Genomic DNA, 17,565 nt, shown 5'->3' with positions numbered 1-17,565 from the left:
GTATATTTACGTTTCACTGCGGCCTAGTTTGGCGATATCTGCATTAAGCAGATCGGCAAACGATTCTAGGCTCATATTACCCAAATCTTCACCCGTACGAGTTCGTACAGTGACAGATTGAGTTTCAACTTCCTTATCACCAATAACTAGCAAATAAGGAACTTTAAGAATTGTGTGCTCGCGGATTTTAAAGCCTACCTTTTCGTTTCTCAAGTCCGCAGAGGCCCTAAAGCCCATTTTTGTTAAGTTTTCTGCAACTTCTTTGCAAAAAGGGGCCTGTTTGTCCGTAATATTCAAAATTGACACTTGTTTGGGTGCTAACCAAGGCGGCATAGCACCGGCGAAGTTTTCGATCAAAATACCTAAAAACCGCTCAAATGAACCTAAAGTTGCCCGATGCAACATCACCGGAACTTCACGATCACCTGCTTCGTTTACAAACTGTGCATCAAGACGGCCTGGCATAGAAAAGTCTACCTGAATAGTGCCACACTGCCAAACTCGGCCAAGGCAATCCTTCAAAGAGAATTCAATCTTAGGGCCATAAAAAGCACCCTCACCTGGCAAAATATCAAAGGGCAGTTGTTTAGCATTTAGTGCTTCTTCTAAAGCAGCCTCCGCACGATCCCAAACTTCATCAGCACCAACTCGCTGCTCTGGCCGAGTAGACAACTTTAGAATGACATCGTCAAAGCCAAAGTCTTGGTACACGTCGTACAAAAAGTCAATGAATCGAGCCACTTCATCTTGCATCTGGCTTTCAGAACAGAAAATATGGCCATCGTCTTGAGTAAAGGCACGAACACGCATAATGCCATGCAACGTGCCAGAAGGTTCATTGCGATGGCATGAGCCAAACTCGGCCATGCGAATAGGTAACTCTTTGTAGCTCTTCAAACCTTGATTAAAAATCTGTACATGACATGGGCAGTTCATGGGCTTAACAGCATAGTCACGGTTTTCAGAAGACGTGGTGAACATCATCTCAGAAAACTTATCCCAATGGCCAGAACGTTCCCAAAGGCTGCGATCAACCACTTGTGGCGTTTTCACCTCTTGGTAGCCACCTTCAATCTGACGCTCACGCATGTAACGCTCAACCACTTGGTAGATTGTCCAGCCATTGGGATGCCAAAATATCATCCCCGGGGCTTCTTCTTGGGTGTGGAATAAATCTAGCTTTTTACCTAGCTTGCGGTGGTCGCGTTTTTCTGCTTCTTCTAAGCGGTGCAAATAGGCTTTAAGGTCTTTTTTGTCTGCCCACGCTGTGCCGTAAACACGCGTTAGCATGGCATTGTTAGAATCACCACGCCAGTAGGCACCCGCAACCTTCATTAGCTTAAACGACTTGATATGGCCAGTAGACGGAACATGAGGGCCACGGCATAAGTCGGTAAAGCCACCTTGACTATAAAAAGACAGGTCTTCTTCGCCAGGAATACTGTCAATAATCTCTACTTTGTAGTCTTCACCAAGGTCTTTGAAAAATCCAACCGCATCAGCGCGGCTCATAATGCGGCGCTCAACTTTAAGGTTTTCTTTAGTCAAAGCTTTCATACGAGCTTCAATTTTAACTAAATCTTCTGGGGTAAATGGACGCTCATAAGCAAAGTCATAGAAAAAACCATCTTCAATCACTGGGCCAATGGTCACCTGAGCGCCAGGAAACTCATCCTGAACTGCTTGGGCCATCATGTGCGCACACGAATGACGAATGACTTCAAGCCCTTCTTCATCCTTTGAAGTCACAATAGCAAGAGCGGCATCTTCAGTAATGACATAACTGGTATCAACTAACTCGCCCAACACCTTGCCAGCTACAGCAGCTTTAGCAAGCCCTGGGCCGATGTCAAAAGCAACGTCGTGGATTGTAACAGGCGCGTCAAAAGACCGCTGACTGCCATCAGGAAGAGTAATTATCGGCATGATATTTCCTTGATCAGTGGTGGCCCCTACCAAAGGCCACTTGGGGTAAAACGCTGTTACAATTAACGCTGTATCAAACAGCAGCAACCATAGCGCAAAAAATGAAGCGTGATTTTACCTGCATTCAACTTTGAGAACAACCTTTTCAAGCCCTTGCGGCAATCCTAACCCACCTCAGCAACGTTAAACTTGGTTCTATCCTCCAACATAGACATTGAGTAACGAATATGGGCCTGAGCTGCTGCTTTTGCTGCCTCGCCATCACGCACCATGAGCGCTTCATAAATAGCATGATGTTGCGTACCAATCGCTACTGAAACTTCGCCAGACAAGGTTAAATCTCGCCCTGCAACACTATACAATGTGCCATAAATGGCATTAAAAAACTGTGCATAATATAATTGGCTCAGGGACACAATAATAAGGCTATGGCTAGATTCTGCAATGAGCATATGGAACTTTAAGTCTGCCTTTGCACGCTGAAGGGCATTTCCACGGCGCTGCGCCATTAGCTTATACTCATGGCCTATGGCAGCCAACTGTTCATCAGTAGCGTGTTCACAGGCGCATTGAACAGCCGCTCCATCCAACACTAATCGCATTTCCATAACGGACAGCTGTAACGCAACCGAATTGCGCTCGACACCCCTCATGGGGCCGGCAAACTGGGCTTCAAACAAATTATTCACATAACAACCCGAACCATGGCGGCTAGTAATTAGTCCTTTAACCTCTAGGCCGTTAATCGCTTCACGCAAACAGGTTCTAGATACACCAAAACGCGCCATAAGTTTTAACTGCCCAGGTAGCCTATTACCGGGTAACCATCGACACTGACGAATATCCTCTTCGATGGCACGACTGATCATTTTAACTTTGTTCATAAATATACTCATATTTTGGTCAGATCACTTTAACCTATTTAACATCTAGCTACTAGAGCCTAAGCAGCACCAAGGGCATAATGATTTTGGTGCTGTTTTACAGCAGCCAAAGTTTAACAAGTGATTTGGTCTATAGAACAACACAGTGTTAGGGTTAAAGCCCTAAAACGTTTAGACGGTTTCTAAAGCAACCACAAGTAGAGAAAATAAAATGGATTCGCGCTACCCCTCAATCGAAATGCTAGCCGAGCGCGCAAAACAGCGCATGCCAGGCTTTGCCTATGATTACCTCACCGGGGGATGCTTTTCCAACATCAACCTCGCTCGCAACACGAAAGAAATACGCGACATCCAACTTCGTCCACATTACTTACGTGGTTTCAATGGTGCCTCACAACAAACCACGCTATTTGGTAAAACCTACGACTCACCCTTTGGCATAGCACCCGTTGGGCTTCAGGGGCTCATGTGGCCAAAGTCTTGTGAGATTTTGGCAAAGGCAGCCAAGCAGCATAATGTGCCGTTTTGCCTTAGCACTGTAGGTACTGCAAGTATCGAAACCATTGCCGATATTACTGAAGGTGATTTTTGGTTCCAACTCTATCACCCCGCAGAAAATGTATTGCGCGACAAACTCCTTGCGCGGGCTGCTCAGGCGGGCTGTAAAACCCTAGTATTGCTGGCCGACACCCCTACTTTTGCCTACCGCCCAAAGGAAATTAAAAACGGCCTTTCTATCCCACCGCAAATGACCTTGGCCAATATTCTACAAATAGCCACTCATCCAAGGTGGGCGATAGAGCAACTTTTGGCAGGGTCACCTGAGTTCAAAACCATGAAACCTTACATTCCAGATGGCCTCAACATGCAGCATCTTGGCCTATTTATGAATAAGACTTTTTCTGGGCGCTTAACTGAAGATAAAATTAAAGCCATTCGCGAACAGTGGCCGGGTAACCTAGTGATCAAAGGGATCGTTAATCCAGAAGACGCAGAGATAGCCATTAAACTGGGTGTTGACGGTTTAATTGTGTCAAATCATGGCGGCAGACAGTTAGATTCTGGACAATCTACCATTAAACCACTTGCAGAGCTGGCAAAAAAATACAGCGATACTGTAACACTAATGATGGACGGAGGGATTCGTTCAGGTGCAGATGTTGCTTCCAGTTTGGCCTCAGGTGCAAGGTTTACTTTTCTTGGCAGAGCGCCAATGTTTGGGGCATGTGCCATGGGAGACCAAGGTGGCAATCAAGTGCTAGAGATATTCAAACGCCAACTTCAGCAGGTTATGGAGCAGGTGGGATGTGAAAAAGTTGAAGACTTTCCCAAGCATTTGATCAGTTGATCACGCAAATAAACGGGCACAAAGACAAGCTCACCCCAGTTAAAAAAAGACGCACTATTTAGCTGAAAATAGAACAAACAAAGACAACCAGACAGCCCCACCAACAGCCTAAAACAAACCCAACTGTCGCTCAGTGATACTGGCGAAACTATCATTTAGAAAAGGGAGTATGCCATCAACTACTGGCTCTATTTGACGATCGATATAATGCTCATAATCGTAATTTTTAGGCGCCATTTCTAATGGCTCTGGCCCTGTAAGAGTGATCACATACTCTATCCAACCCCCGTTAGCATAAGCTGATGGCAGTTGGTTTTCTAGCCGCCAAGCCTCTGCTTTACGTGCCGCTTGAACGTGTGGTGGGACATTTTTTTGGTATTCGGCTAAGGGCCTTCGCAGGCGTTTTCTGTACACCAGCTTATGGTCTAACTCACCAGATCTTACTTGTGTTAACAAAGGCTTAATCAGGTCCAAATATGGTTCGTCGTTAAATACGCGCTGATAAAGCTGCGCCTGCAGGTCTTTTGCCAACTTGGTCCAATCTGTACGCACTTGCTCTAAGCCTTTAAAGAGCATCTTAGACGTTCCATCGGGCGCAACAGTAACACCGGCATAACGTTTTTTACTACCTGTTTCTTGTCCTCTTATAGTGGGCATAACAAAGCGACTAAAGTATGTTTCAAACTCTATTTCTAAATAACTTTTGAGGTCAAACTCCACTTTTAAATGATGACTCCACCACTCATTAAGCTCCTTTGCCAGCTCATTGCCTTTAGCTTGCACTTTAGCTAAGGAGATCGCTTCGTCGCCTAACCACACAAATACAGAATCTGTATCTCCATAGATCACCTGCATACCTTGCTGCTGTATAAGGTCTTTGGTTTGATTCAAGATGGCGTGGCCACGCAAGGTAATAGAGCTGGCTAAACGCTGGTCATAAAAACGGCAAACACTTGAACCCAGTACGCCATAACACGAATTCATAACAATTTTTATAGAGGTGGACAGTGGCGTATTTTTGTTGGCCTTGGCCACATCTCTTGCTGCCCAAAGCTCAGCAATAATATCCGGCAAGATGCTTTGATTCCGGCTAAATTGAGCGCCTTTGTATCCACTAATAGCCTTGTCCACGTTGTTAGCTACACCGACATTATGCAGGCCTTGAATTAACCCTAACGGATCAATTTTGAAGCTACGAATAATGCTGGGGTAAAGGCTTTTAAAGTCTAATACTAGTACGTTGCGGTAAAGCCCAGGTTTAGAATCCATCACAAACCCACCCGGGCTGTCCCCTGCCTGACCAGACGCAAATGCAGGGGCAACATAGCCTTGGCGGTGTAAGCGAGGCAAATATAGATGATCAAAGGCCTGAGACGAGCCCCCCACTCTATCCATTGGCAAACCCGTTAGCCGCGCACGTTCTATTAAAAAAGCCATTAAATTGGCTTTAATAAAAATATCCCATACCAAGCGGCAATCCTCTAAGTTATAGCTCACCAATGAGCTTGGATCTTCACGATACATACGTTGAATTTCTTCGCCACGGTCTTGCGGCTTGGTTATGTCCTTACCACGTCCCAGTAATTGCCTTGCTACATTTTCTAACGAAAACGATTCAAACTGCCATGTTGCAGAACGCATTACTTCAATGCCATCTAAAGCCACACGGCCCGGCATATAGAGCTTTGCTGGGCGATTACCCTGCCCTGCACGCCAGCGTATTTCCTCACCACCTCGGCCCAACCGCAAACGCACACCTAACTCTCGCGCCCGAGCACACAGTATTTGAAAATCAAACTGCACTAGGGCCCAACCAATAATTGCATCTGGGTTATAGTCCAGTAACCACTGACTAAATTGCTTTAACAATTGCCTTTCGTTGGCACACACTTGGGTATACTGGGGTAGGTCTTTAATGTTTTCCTTAGGCATACTAGCAGGCCAATGCAACCAAACCACCTGCACAGGCGACTGATTCTCTATGCCTTGGTTTTCAGTGCTATAGACGGCAATGCTATGGATTGTTTTACCATCCATAGTGGTTTCAATGTCTAGCGACACTGTCTTAATAGCGGGAGTGTATTCACAGCTTTTAACTCTAGCATCCGCTAAAACACCGTTAATAGGTGGTGCGTCAGACACTAGGCTGGCACTAATAAAGCGCTCCATAAGATAACGTTCTTGGGGCTGAATGTCTTGTTCCATAAGGCTAATATTCGCCTCACTTAGCAAGCCACACACCTGCTGAAAAAATTTATGGTTAGACATATAAAGAGCCACGGCAGGCTCGTGCTGAAAGGTCTTAAGCCCTAAGGATTGAAACCGCCACATGGTGTCTGGTAATGCCATAGACTGCATTAATTTTTGCGCCTGGCCTTGCTGAGACAAAGGCAAGAAACAAACTGCCTCTTGCTGGGTTTGCCGCAGGCACACTGGGCCATTTTCAGTAGCTAGCCAATAGTTAAGGTTGATCCCTTTATCGGTATCTTGGCTATGGCGGGAAAGCACAAACCCTTTCATTTTTGCTTTGGCCTATTTAGTTTATTGGGTGGGTGCAGTAAACGCTCACTTTGCTAGCAAACAATTAGTGCATTGAGGTTGAGCTACTGTGCAATGCGGCTAAGCAAGTGGCCTTTGATGCTGGTGACGTTTTCTTATTTCTATGATACCAGAAATGATTTGACCCGTTAAAAAAAATCGCTTTAAGCTACCAGCATGACAAGGGTCACATCATTGCTGTATCAAGGGTTATCACCACGAGGTTTTCTACTATTTATTAACCCCTCTTTGGCTAAAGTATCACTTTATTTGGCACATATTAGGTAGCAGCTAATTTCTTTTTAGGGTCAAAAAACGGTTTCTCCACTACTGTTGCAGTGGCATTACCGAAAGGCTTTATGACTACAAACTCTGTGCTCAATGCTGCACATTGCACATCAACCATCGCCAATGCTATGTTTTTCTGCAGCCTAGGGGAATATACCGCAGACGTTACCTTACCGACTAGCTGGCCGTCTTTTTCCAAGCTCCAAAAGCTAGTATTAGAGCCTTCAATTGCAGGGCCACTAATAACCAAACCCACATGCTTGCGTGATACACCTTGATGGCGAATCTTTTGCAACGCCGCTTTACCAATAAAATCAAAATCGGCATCAATATCGATCAAACGATCCAAACCTAGTTCATAGGGGTTGGTATTGATGTCCATGTCTGCATGGTAGGACAGCATACCACCCTCTATGCGCCTAATAGTGGACGTGTGGCCAGGCTTAATGCCAAAAGGCTTTCCTGCTGCCATTATTTTTTCCCAGAGCAAGTCCCCTTTAGACCCATCGCATAGGTATAGCTCATAACCCAACTCACTTGACCAACCAGTGCGGGAAATAATTAATGGAATACCATCTAGCTCATATTCGCGCAGCCAATAATATTTGAGATCAAGAATGCTCTCTCCAAACAAAGCCTGCATCACCTCACCAGACTTTGGGCCCTGCAGCTGAAGGGGAGACGCATCTGGTTCACAAATAGTTACATTCAGCCCAGAGTTTACCGCTACTCCCTGTGCCCAAAGTAAAATATCACTATCCGCCAAAGAGATCCAAAAGTGATTTTCAGCTAAACGAAGCATGATTGGATCATTCAAAATACCACCCGCTGCGTTAGTCACCAGCACATATTTACACTGGCCTACAGCACATCTTGAAAGGTCACGACAGATAAGGCTCTGCACCAACTTTGCAGCATCTGGGCCAGTAATTTCTACCTGACGTTCAACGGCAACATCGCACAGGATGACGCTATTGACCAAGTTCCAAAAATTCTTTTGTGGGTCACCAAAGTCTCTAGGGATGTACATATGGTTATAGACGGAAAAGTCTTTGGCACCCCAGCGTATGGTTGCATCAAAGTAGGGAGATTTACGAATCTGTGTACCAAAACCAAAGTCTTTAGGCGTTGCCAAGGGGTCGTCCTCACATAGTCATTCAGTCGTATTAGCAGGGTCTTTTAAAAGCTAAACGTTAAACAAAACTATAGGTGAAATTGGCGCCTAAAATGGACTAAATAAATATAGCTGCCAGCCTGTTTAGGCTTATTATTGAAGCTACTCAGACAGAAGTGTTACTAAATTTAAAGGCGTTTTTTTAACCTGCTTAGTGACAATATAAATGACATAACGGTCAATACCAATTTCTTCTTTGAGCAACTGCTCAACTAAACACTGAAAATCGCTAAGATTTCTAGAAACGATGGTCATGACATAATCAGTGCCACCGCCTGTGGCATAGCATTCAACGATTTCATCGATGTCACCGATATAAGATTCAAAACGCTCAAAGTCAGATTTTTTATGGGTTTTCAGTGACACTGTGACGATTACCTTGGTTAAATCAATCAGTCGATCAATGTCGATGTCAGCTTGGTAACCCAAAATTATGCCTGATTTTTTAAGTTTATCTAGCCTCACTCGACACGGTGTTGGTGATAGATTAACCAGCTCTGCGAGTTTAAATTTACTAATTTTTCCATGGTGTTGAACCGCACACAAAATACGTATATCGATTGCATCTAAGGCAAGTTTTTTCATGTTTGCGCTCTCTTTTATGGAACCCTTAGTAAGGCTATTTATCAGGTAGCTCGCCCCTAACCAAAGAGCACAAGGATACAAGACCTTAGGGTATATTTAAAGATCACTTACCCAAACGGGATAATGACTTGAACTTCGGGGAAAGCCGCTTCTACATCAGACTGATGCTTAGCTTCAAAAAGGAGCTTAAGGTTAGGACCAGCATCCATGGTGAGGTAAAGGGGCAAACCTTGTTCGCGTAACTGCCAAACTTTGTGCATTTGAGTCAAAGAGTCAGGTTGCCAATAGACCAGTGGTGGCCAGGCTGCAGCCATAGTAGCGTGCATGCTCATCGCATTATTTTCGGCTGTCACGGCCATGGTTTTAAAATCACCTGCTTCAATAGCAGTTTCAATGGTAGTTAAATCAGAATTAGCTTGCTGTGGCCACTGTTTGTATAATGCTGAGGTGGCCATGGTTCTTGCCATGCCCTCTCGTGAAGACACTGCTTTTTTTTGGCTTGAAACCGTTAATAGGCCCACCCTAAGTTGTGGCCACTGGTGCTTCAGTAAAAAAGCTACACTATCACTGCCATTAGGCTGCTCTCCAGCCTGCCATTTAACAAAGCCGTGCCATAAAGAACGGCTGGCACTGCCACTACCTAGGCGTGCTAATGCCGAAAGCTGCTGTTCAGGCAGTTGCCAGCCCATAAGGCAATTTGTGGCTAAGGTTAGCGCTGCAAAACCACTGGCAGATGAGGCCAATCCTGCTGCCGTAGGCACGGTATTGTAGGTGTCTACCCGCAGCTTTAGATTGTTAGGCAACACTCGGTCTAACCACTGGCTAAGCTTGATGGCAAAACTCTGGGAGGCATCAACCTCTTCACTATTGAGTGTAATGTGGTGTTGTGGGGCATCTATAACTGAGAGACCCGTTTTAGTGCCATGTTCAGCCAAAGAGATAGACACAGAACCTGTTACTGGCAAGTTAAAATTGACCTCACGCTTACCCCAGTATTTGCTTAAGGCAATGTTACTGGGGGCATAGGCACTTGCGTGTGCTGCTGGGGAGTTAAATTTAGCGTTACCTAAAACGTCATCCACCCACTGACCAACAGAAAGGATACTTGTCGGCGTTTGGCTCATAGCAATTTCTCTTTATGTGTTTCACTGGGAAGACGTGCTTCTTGGCGCACACCTTGGGGATCTATTTGCACTGATATCTGAGTATGGGGCCAATCCAGCCGATCACTGCCAAGTAACAACACACAATCTCCTAGCCCAGAGCCAGAAATTTTAGCGCCAAAAAGCTCACCATTTTTTACCTGTTTTTTAGCCAATTGAATGATTATTTCAATGGTCTCGTCGCTCACTCCTAAGTACCGCATTAGGCGTTGGTATTGATCCATAGATTGCGCAAAAGTGAACCAATTTGCAGCACTTAAGGCATCTACACCGGTTTCAACACAAGCACCCATTTGCTCATAAAGTTGTTTAAAGCGCTGGGGGTTATGAATCGCAGCTTGTCGCACTTGCTCAATGACGATAGGGGTAGACGTTTTGTAACCACAATAAATTAAGCGCAATTTAGGCATACCCCGCCATGCTTCATGAGGAATATTAACCTTATTAGCACTCAATGGTTTAGCTTGAAACTTAACAATTCCGCCTAGTGCACTCGCAGCAACATCGGCACCAGAGCCCCTACCCTGAACTTTACGGATGGACTCTATGCCTAAGCACAGTATCGCCTGAGCATCTAATTGGCCCTTAGTGAGTAAGTCAATGGCTCCAAGGGTTGCCACAGTGACTGCGGCTGATGACCCTAGCCCCAAAGTATGCTCAAAGTCTGACTCAATCGTTATATCTACTCCACCTGTCAAATTACAAAGGGCCAGTGCCTGCAACACAAAACTGAGGCCTTGGCTTTGACCTAAATGTGATTCTAAGTCGGCTTGTTGGCATTTAAACTGGCCTAAACCAGATGCAATCACTATTTGTCCATCTACACGATTACTGGCCCTCACATAGATGCGTTGAGTTAAGGCACAAACAACCGCACTGTGGCCATATAATACAGCGTGTTCACCCATGAGCATGGTATTAGCTGGCGCAGACGCTATGGCGCTTAACCTACTCAAAGTAAACCACTCCCTGTAAGTCTGGACACATAGCCTGAACACCGTAACCATAGCTTAAACAGAGTTGCTCAATAAGCGCTTGGTTTAACCCAACTACAAAAACCAAACCTCCAAGGTCACCCACCACACTACCTGCACCACATATTTTTGCTGCGCCGCCCTGAGCTTCTATGTTATCGATAAATTCACACACTAGGGTGGGAACAACGCCTATTTTTTTCAAGAGTTGGTGATTAGCCTTAACTGCATTGCACATTTTCATGCTTTGGTTAAGCTGCAGCGCTGTTCGCATGTTCTCTTGAACAATGCTGAACTCTTGCCAAAGGGTGTTTGGGAAACCTTGCTGTTTAACTGCGTCAACACACTCCCCTGTAGAACTTTTCGGCTTCCCTGTGGTGACCAAAAAGTAGTGCGCGAGCTGTTTTATAACGTGCCGCTCACCATAACCCTTATGATATTGCTGTAAACCACCCATCACACATACGTACGGGTCTACGCCGCTAGACCTACCATGCTGCCAATGCTCACTTTGAGTGGTTTTTAACACTAATTCAGCAGAGGTTAAAGGCTCACCCACGTGTTGAAATGACGCAGCCAACATAGCGGCCACTAAAGCCGCTGATGACCCCATGCCGCCACCAGCAATCAAATCCAAAGAGAGTTCAATTACTAAGCCATGTTGATCAGATAAGAGAGTCACTAAACCACTAGCACCTAGGGCAGCTGCAAAAAATTCTGTGGGATTTAACACAACACTGGAAAGAAGGCCTGAGGCAGTGAGGTATTGCCTATGTCGGGACTGAGTCTGCTGGGCTAACTGAAAAAGTTGCAACAAACTAAAGGATTGGTCAATACCAAATTCGGGTACTTTAAGACGAACACCTAAGGCACTGCTAGTGGTAACTGCTGCAAAGGCATATATTTGAATAGCACAGGCTAGTGCTGGCGCACCATAAATAACAGCATGTTCACCACTGAGAATGACTTTACCCGGCACTCTCACGCGCGTAGAGTGTCTATTAGAGCTAGTTGGCCCAGCTGCAGGGGCCACTATGTCAGATGCGGTCATCGCACCTGATAAAGGCGTTTGTGTTGGCTGATACCTGTTAAGCGAAATTTACCATTAGTTTGCTGCTCAAACTCATGATCACCGCCGTCTGTAGGTACTTCAAAAGCGTACATTTTTTGATAGTCCGCATAATTTAGTGGCTGACGTGACTCCAACATCGTCTGATGACTCTGCTTATGCAGCATGTCTTGGTAACCTTCTACAAGAGTTCCCGTAAAGAATTCCCCTACACTGCCAGAGCCATAGCTAAAGAAGCCAATGCGTTTGCCTGCCAAATTTGTAGCTGTATTGTCTAGCAAAGAGATAAAACCAATATACATTGCAGCCGTGTAGCTATTACCAGTAATGCGGTTATAAATAAGGCTAGCAGAAATTTGGTTTTCTAAAGTTTCGGCGCTAAGCTCGTGAGCATTACCATTGGCTAGGTGGTTGTGAGCTTTTTGAGCCATACGGCTAAACGGGAGGTGATAGCAGAAGTAATCAAAGTCTGAAAAGTTCAGCTCACTTTGTTGCCGGAAATCTTGCCATGCCGAACGCACACAACGCAAATAAACCTTGGTAGAGTATTTACCGTCAACTATTGCTGTAGAGCGATAGTTAGGGCGCCAAAAATCCATTACATCTTCTGTATGAATCCCTGTCTCTGGGTCTAGCTCAACGAGCCTTGGGTTCGTACTAACTATCATGGCTACGGCACCACAACCTTGGGTAGCTTCACCTGGTGATTGGCGGTCGTAACGAGCGATATCAGATGCAATTACCAATACTTTTTCTTTAGGCTTACGGGCAACCCAAGCAGTGGCTAGCTGCAATGCCGCAGTGGCGCTGTAACAGGCTTGCTTGAGTTCGACCACACGACATCTAGGGCTGAGCTTTAACAGCGTGTGCAAATACACACCCGCAGCTTTGGATTGGTCGATGCCCGTTTCTGTTGCAAACAAAATAGTGGTAATAGCGTTTGGGTCTTCGTCCCGCTGCGCCATACCTTCTAACAAGGGTAAGCAGGCATTAGCCGCCATGGTCACTACGTCTTCGTCAGCACCGGGCACACTCATGCGCTCTTGGCCTATACCAACAGTATATTTGGCGGCATTGGAGCCGTTGTTGTCCGCTAACTCTTGCAGGTCTAAGCTAAAGTTAGTGGTGTAAAAACTTATATCATCAATACCAACGGGCATATAACTTCTCAATCTTCCCTACTACAAACTTAATAAAGTATAAATGTCTCAAATTAACCTTCACTAAGCACTAGTGCATCGTTTAAATGCAAATCATCTACAGTACTTGCAGATAATAAGAACATGGCGGTGACAAACTCTTTTTTCAAGGCCTCTATGACATCAACCACAGCAGAAGTTGATTCCATAGCAGGAACCAAAAGAGGTTTTGCGATACCACCCAAACAGCCGCCCATTATAACACTCTTTACCAAGTCTAGCCCATCTCGAAGGCCTCCACTGGCAATGAAATTTGCTTGCTGCATATATGGGCGAGCGTTTTTCATGGCTAAAGGCGTAGGTATACCCCAATCTTGCAACGTGAACCCTAGAGTATGCGAGTCTTCACGGCGCTGTTGTTCAATACGCGCCCATGAAGTACCGCCGCGTCCTGCAACGTCAAACCATCTAATACCGTGTCGTAAGCCTAATTCAATATCTGCCACACTAAGACCCGCGCCAACTTCCTTGAGTACCACCGGCACATTAAGCTGCGATTGCGCATGGCCAATGGCCTGCGCTAAATTAGCAAAGTTGGTATCACCCTCTGGTTGCACAGCCTCTTGTAGTGGGTTTAGGTGAAGAAAAATAGCATCTGCAGATAACACATCAATGGCTTGCTGTAATTGGGCTGACCCCATACCGTTGTTAAGTTGAATGGCTCCCATATTGGCAAATAAGAGGGCATCTGGTGCGTAGCGACGCAAATCAAAACTAGCCTGAGCGCCTGTATCTTCTAACATGACCCGCTGTGAACCTACCCCCATTGCCACGCCAGTAATTTGCGCGGCTTCAGCCAAATGTTGATTAACCTTAGCCACCAAAACATCATCACCACCGGTCATGGATGAAATTAATAAGGGAAAGCTCAAGCGCTTGCCCATAACCTCTATGCTGGGATCGACGTCATTCAAATTGATTTCTGGCATAGCCCGATGTTGTAACTGTATCGCATCGAAAAAACGGCCGTTGCGTTCTACGCCTTCATCGCGACCAATAACTTCGATGTGTTGCCGTTTACGGCGATTAGTTTGATCGTTCATTTATCGCTCTAACTTTAAGTGGGCTTGCATGAGTTCACCCGGATTAGTTTGCGCCGCAAGCAAAGACAACTCACCACATAAAACTGTGGCCGCACAAATTTGTGCTAAACGCCTAGCATTGGCTCCTGCTTCAACATCTTCAGAACAGCCCAGTTTAGCCAAATTTTCTGTGACAAAATCTAACCCCTTACCGTTGCCAACAGTGCCCACAATAATGTTCGGTAAGGTGCAAGAAAAGTATAAATCTCCTTCTCTTACTTCCGCGTGCACCATCCCTTGTGACCCTTCAATAATATTAGCGGCATCTTGGCCAGTGGCCAAATAAAACCCTAGCAACATATTGGCAAAATGAGCGTTAGCACTGCGCAAGCCACCCGCCATTAACGTACCTAGTAGATTTTTCTTAATGTTAAGATCAACCACTTTTTCAGGTGTTGTAAGCAGCTTGCGTTCACATAAATCCCGTGGCACCGTTAGCTCGGCTACAACGTATTTACCACGGCCTAAAATGCCATTCACAGCGGTGGCTTTTTTATCACTACAATAATTACCAGAGATAGAACTGTAGTTGAGTTGGGGGTATTCATCTAATACCCACCGCATAAGACTATCAGCAGCTTGGGTGACCATATTATGGCCAGAGGCATCTCCTGTTTTAAACTCTAACCGTAGATACAACAAATTGGCCACAATTTGCATGTTCATATCAATTAACTTAGCAAAGCGGCTCGTTTTACTAACAATAGCCTGCATTTCTTCTTGTCGGGTTTGAATAGATCGCCATGCCTGTAAAACCTGGCTTGCATCATTGGCTTCTAGCAAAATAGAACGTGTCATGCGCTCATCCACTAAGGTGGTTTTAATACCTTCTTTACATAAACTAGACACCCTTGCACCTCGGCCTACTGAATGCCACAAGGGCGTTTCGTAGGTGGCTAGTGGCACAGAAACCTTATCTTGCCATGCTGCGTCTAAACTAGCTTGAGCACTTATTTTTATGGGTCCAACAAAACGCATAGGAACCGGTGCTTGAGTCACTTTTGGGCTCATTTTAGCTGCAATAGGGGCCATTCAAGATGCCTTATAAATAATAGATACAACAGTCACAATTAGGGTCTAATTTTAACTAGCCCAATACGGTTATGCAATGACGATCAGCACAGTTATTGACGCTACTGCCATTAAACTTTGATGTCGCAATACAATACTGGGTATCGTGTACACAAAAAAGCCCCGATAACTCAAGGTTAACGGGGCTTTTTATAAGACAATACTTATAACTTGTCTGCGTTCTCAGCAAGGTAGGAAGCTACACCTGCAGGTGAGCCATTCATGCCCGAGTCGCCTTTAGTCCAGCCAGCTGGGCAAACATCACCATGCTCTTCATGGAACTGCAGAGCATCAACCAAACGGAGCAATTCATCCATGTTGCGGCCTAGAGGCAAATCGTTAACCATTTGTGAACGGACCTGGCCTTCACGGTCAATGATGAATGCGCCACGGTAGGCCTTACTGCCATCAGCTAATTCAACATCATAAGCACGACAAATATCATGCGCCATGTCTGCAGCTAAAGTGTATTTAACTGGGCCAATACCACCATCGTTTATAGCTGTGTTGCGCCATGCGTTGTGAGTAAAGTGTGAATCAATAGAAACACCAATAACCTCTACACCACGGGCCTTAAAATCATCCATACGGTGGTCTAAGGCAATGAGCTCAGAAGGACACACAAAGGTGAAGTCTAATGGATAGAAAAACACCAAACCGTACTTGCCCTTAATGGCCTCAAAAAGATTAAAATCATCAACGATAGTGCCATCGCCTAATACCGCTGGTACTGTAAAATCTGGGGCTTGCTTGCCGACTAATACGCTCATAGCTGTTCCTTTATACTCGTTAGTTTGTGTTATTTAAATTACTCGGGGTCTGTTTCTGCAGGTGCCGCAGCGCTAATCATTTCAGCTAGTTCACCCGAGTCTGCTAAATCTGTGATGATATCGCAACCACCAACAAGTTCACCTTTAATCCACAACTGTGGAAACGTTGGCCAGTTGGCATACTTAGGCAATTCGGCACGAATGTCTGGATGTTCTAAAATATTAACGAATGCAAAGCGCTCGCCACAGTTCATTAGGTTTTGCACAGTTTTTGAAGAAAACCCACACTGAGGGAATTTAGGCGTGCCTTTCATGTAAAGTAAAATGGCATTGCTTTCGATTTGTTCTTTAATAGTGGTTATCGTGTCCATAATTATCAGCTCTCTCATTTATGGTTGCATAATTCAATTGCTGCAATTATAAACATATCCTACCAATTTAGTCAGTTATTATTTGGTCAAAAAAATACCATAATCTACATTATTTATGGCCCTTATTAGCTTAGTTATTTGCAAGCAAGAGCTATTACCCCTATCATTCTCGTTTTACGCGGCCATTTTCCATGACCAACTCTTCTCCACGTCACTTTTTAACCTTGCTTGATCTATCCCCTAATGAGCTAAACTGGGTCATTCAGCGCGCCATAGAACTCAAAAAAATTCGCAATTCAAACACCCCTTACGAGCCTTTTCGCAGCAAGGTGTTAGGCATGATTTTTGAAAAATCATCAACGCGCACACGCGTTTCATTTGAAGCGGGTATGGCACAGCAGGGAGGGCATGCTATTTTCCTTTCTTCAAGGGATACCCAACTAGGCCGCGGAGAGCCTATTGAAGATAGTGCCAAAGTTATCTCAAGCATGGTAGACATGGTGATGATTCGCACGTTTTCCCACGACGAAGTTGTAGAGTTTGCAGCGCATTCCAAAGTTCCTGTTATTAATGCCCTTACTGACGACTACCACCCATGCCAGTTATTAGCTGATATACAAACCTTTGTTGAACACCGCGGCAGTATCAAAGGCAAAACAGTCACTTGGGTTGGGGATGGCAATAACATGTGCCATTCATTTATTAATGCCGCTAAACAGTTTGACTTTAAACTTAACATAGCATGCCCTGACGGCTATCTACCAAATGCACAGATGATGGCCAACAATGCTGAACGCGTACACCTGATACAAGACCCCAAAAGAGCTGTTATTGGTAGCCATTTAGTAGTGACAGATACATGGGCTTCTATGGGCCAAGAAGACGAAAAGAAAGCCCGGGAAGCTGCTTTTGAAAACTATCAAGTTAATCCTGCGCTTATGGACTTGGCAGAGCCAAACGCTCTTTTCATGCATTGTTTGCCAGCCTACCGTGGTTTAGAAATCAGCCACAACATGTTTAGTGATCCACGCAGCGTGGTTTTTGATGAGGCTGAGAACCGGTTACATGCTCAAAAAGCATTGATGGAATTTTTATTATTACAACCACAGACTTAAGCAGGCCC

Annotated in this window: 15 protein-coding genes; 2 read left to right on the top strand and 13 right to left on the bottom strand. The window is 45.1% G+C overall.

Annotated features, from left to right (window positions below):
- Positions 1 to 6 precede the first annotated feature (6 nt).
- Together thrS and ABXT60_RS04420 are read right to left on the bottom strand one after the other, a co-directional pair.
- The gene (gene thrS, locus ABXT60_RS04425; protein ID WP_443631544.1) at positions 7 to 1,926 is read right to left on the bottom strand and encodes a threonine--tRNA ligase; all 1,920 of its coding nucleotides are present in this window, start codon (positions 1,924 to 1,926) and stop codon (positions 7 to 9) included.
- 164 nt (positions 1,927 to 2,090) lie between these two features.
- On the bottom strand, positions 2,091 to 2,810 hold the full coding sequence (locus ABXT60_RS04420) for a FadR/GntR family transcriptional regulator (RefSeq protein ID WP_443631543.1): 720 nt from the start codon (positions 2,808 to 2,810) through the stop codon (positions 2,091 to 2,093).
- A 211-nt stretch (positions 2,811 to 3,021) separates the two neighbouring features.
- Between ABXT60_RS04420 and ABXT60_RS04415 the strand changes: the two genes are divergently transcribed.
- Positions 3,022 to 4,158: an alpha-hydroxy acid oxidase gene (locus ABXT60_RS04415; RefSeq protein WP_443631542.1), complete on the top strand. Its 1,137-nt coding sequence runs from the start codon at positions 3,022 to 3,024 to the stop codon at positions 4,156 to 4,158.
- A 108-nt stretch (positions 4,159 to 4,266) separates the two neighbouring features.
- Here the strand turns inward: ABXT60_RS04415 and ABXT60_RS04410 are convergent, their stop codons facing one another.
- The 11 genes from ABXT60_RS04410 to grxD form a co-directional block, all read right to left on the bottom strand.
- Entirely contained in the window at positions 4,267 to 6,678 is a 2,412-nt protein-coding gene (locus tag ABXT60_RS04410; RefSeq protein ID WP_443631541.1) for a DNA polymerase II, read from the bottom strand.
- Positions 6,679 to 6,976: 298 nt separating this feature from the next.
- Positions 6,977 to 8,119 (bottom strand): glycine cleavage T C-terminal barrel domain-containing protein, encoded by a 1,143-nt coding sequence (locus tag ABXT60_RS04405; protein WP_443631540.1) that lies wholly within the window; start codon positions 8,117 to 8,119, stop codon positions 6,977 to 6,979.
- 141 nt (positions 8,120 to 8,260) lie between these two features.
- Positions 8,261 to 8,743, bottom strand: coding sequence for an Lrp/AsnC family transcriptional regulator (locus tag ABXT60_RS04400; protein ID WP_443631539.1), 483 nt, complete (start codon positions 8,741 to 8,743; stop codon positions 8,261 to 8,263).
- 107 nt (positions 8,744 to 8,850) lie between these two features.
- A complete protein-coding gene (gene mvaD / locus ABXT60_RS04395) occupies positions 8,851 to 9,867 on the bottom strand; it encodes a diphosphomevalonate decarboxylase (RefSeq protein ID WP_443631538.1) in 1,017 nt (338 codons plus the stop codon).
- Entirely contained in the window at positions 9,864 to 10,862 is a 999-nt protein-coding gene (locus tag ABXT60_RS04390; RefSeq protein WP_443631537.1) for a mevalonate kinase family protein, read from the bottom strand. The genes mvaD and ABXT60_RS04390 overlap by 4 nt, the downstream gene beginning before the upstream one ends.
- Positions 10,855 to 11,931 carry a mevalonate kinase family protein gene (locus ABXT60_RS04385; protein WP_443631536.1) on the bottom strand — a complete coding sequence of 359 codons (1,077 nt, stop codon included), beginning with the start codon at positions 11,929 to 11,931 and terminating at the stop codon, positions 10,855 to 10,857. Before ABXT60_RS04385 ends, ABXT60_RS04390 begins: the two co-directional genes overlap by 8 nt.
- Positions 11,928 to 13,109, bottom strand: a complete 1,182-nt coding sequence (locus ABXT60_RS04380) for a hydroxymethylglutaryl-CoA synthase (RefSeq protein ID WP_443631535.1) — start codon at positions 13,107 to 13,109, stop codon at positions 11,928 to 11,930. The genes ABXT60_RS04385 and ABXT60_RS04380 overlap by 4 nt, the downstream gene beginning before the upstream one ends.
- A 53-nt stretch (positions 13,110 to 13,162) precedes the next feature.
- Positions 13,163 to 14,191: a type 2 isopentenyl-diphosphate Delta-isomerase gene (fni, locus tag ABXT60_RS04375; protein ID WP_443631534.1), complete on the bottom strand. Its 1,029-nt coding sequence runs from the start codon at positions 14,189 to 14,191 to the stop codon at positions 13,163 to 13,165.
- On the bottom strand, positions 14,192 to 15,262 hold the full coding sequence (locus ABXT60_RS04370) for a hydroxymethylglutaryl-CoA reductase (RefSeq protein ID WP_443631533.1): 1,071 nt from the start codon (positions 15,260 to 15,262) through the stop codon (positions 14,192 to 14,194).
- Between the two features lie 203 nt (positions 15,263 to 15,465).
- The gene (locus ABXT60_RS04365; protein WP_443631532.1) at positions 15,466 to 16,071 is read right to left on the bottom strand and encodes a peroxiredoxin; all 606 of its coding nucleotides are present in this window, start codon (positions 16,069 to 16,071) and stop codon (positions 15,466 to 15,468) included.
- 38 nt (positions 16,072 to 16,109) lie between these two features.
- A complete protein-coding gene (gene grxD, locus ABXT60_RS04360) occupies positions 16,110 to 16,442 on the bottom strand; it encodes a Grx4 family monothiol glutaredoxin (RefSeq protein WP_443631531.1) in 333 nt (110 codons plus the stop codon).
- Positions 16,443 to 16,633: 191 nt separating this feature from the next.
- Between grxD and argF the strand changes: the two genes are divergently transcribed.
- Entirely contained in the window at positions 16,634 to 17,557 is a 924-nt protein-coding gene (gene argF, locus ABXT60_RS04355) for an ornithine carbamoyltransferase (RefSeq protein ID WP_443631530.1), read from the top strand.
- Positions 17,558 to 17,565: the final 8 nt, after the last annotated feature.

It is taken from the genome of Candidatus Njordibacter sp. Uisw_056, assembly GCF_047730085.1.
GTDB lineage: Bacteria > Pseudomonadota > Gammaproteobacteria > Pseudomonadales > Balneatricaceae > Njordibacter.
The sequence above is the reverse complement of the archived record's forward strand: the minus strand, read 5'-3'. Positions and strand labels throughout refer to the sequence as shown.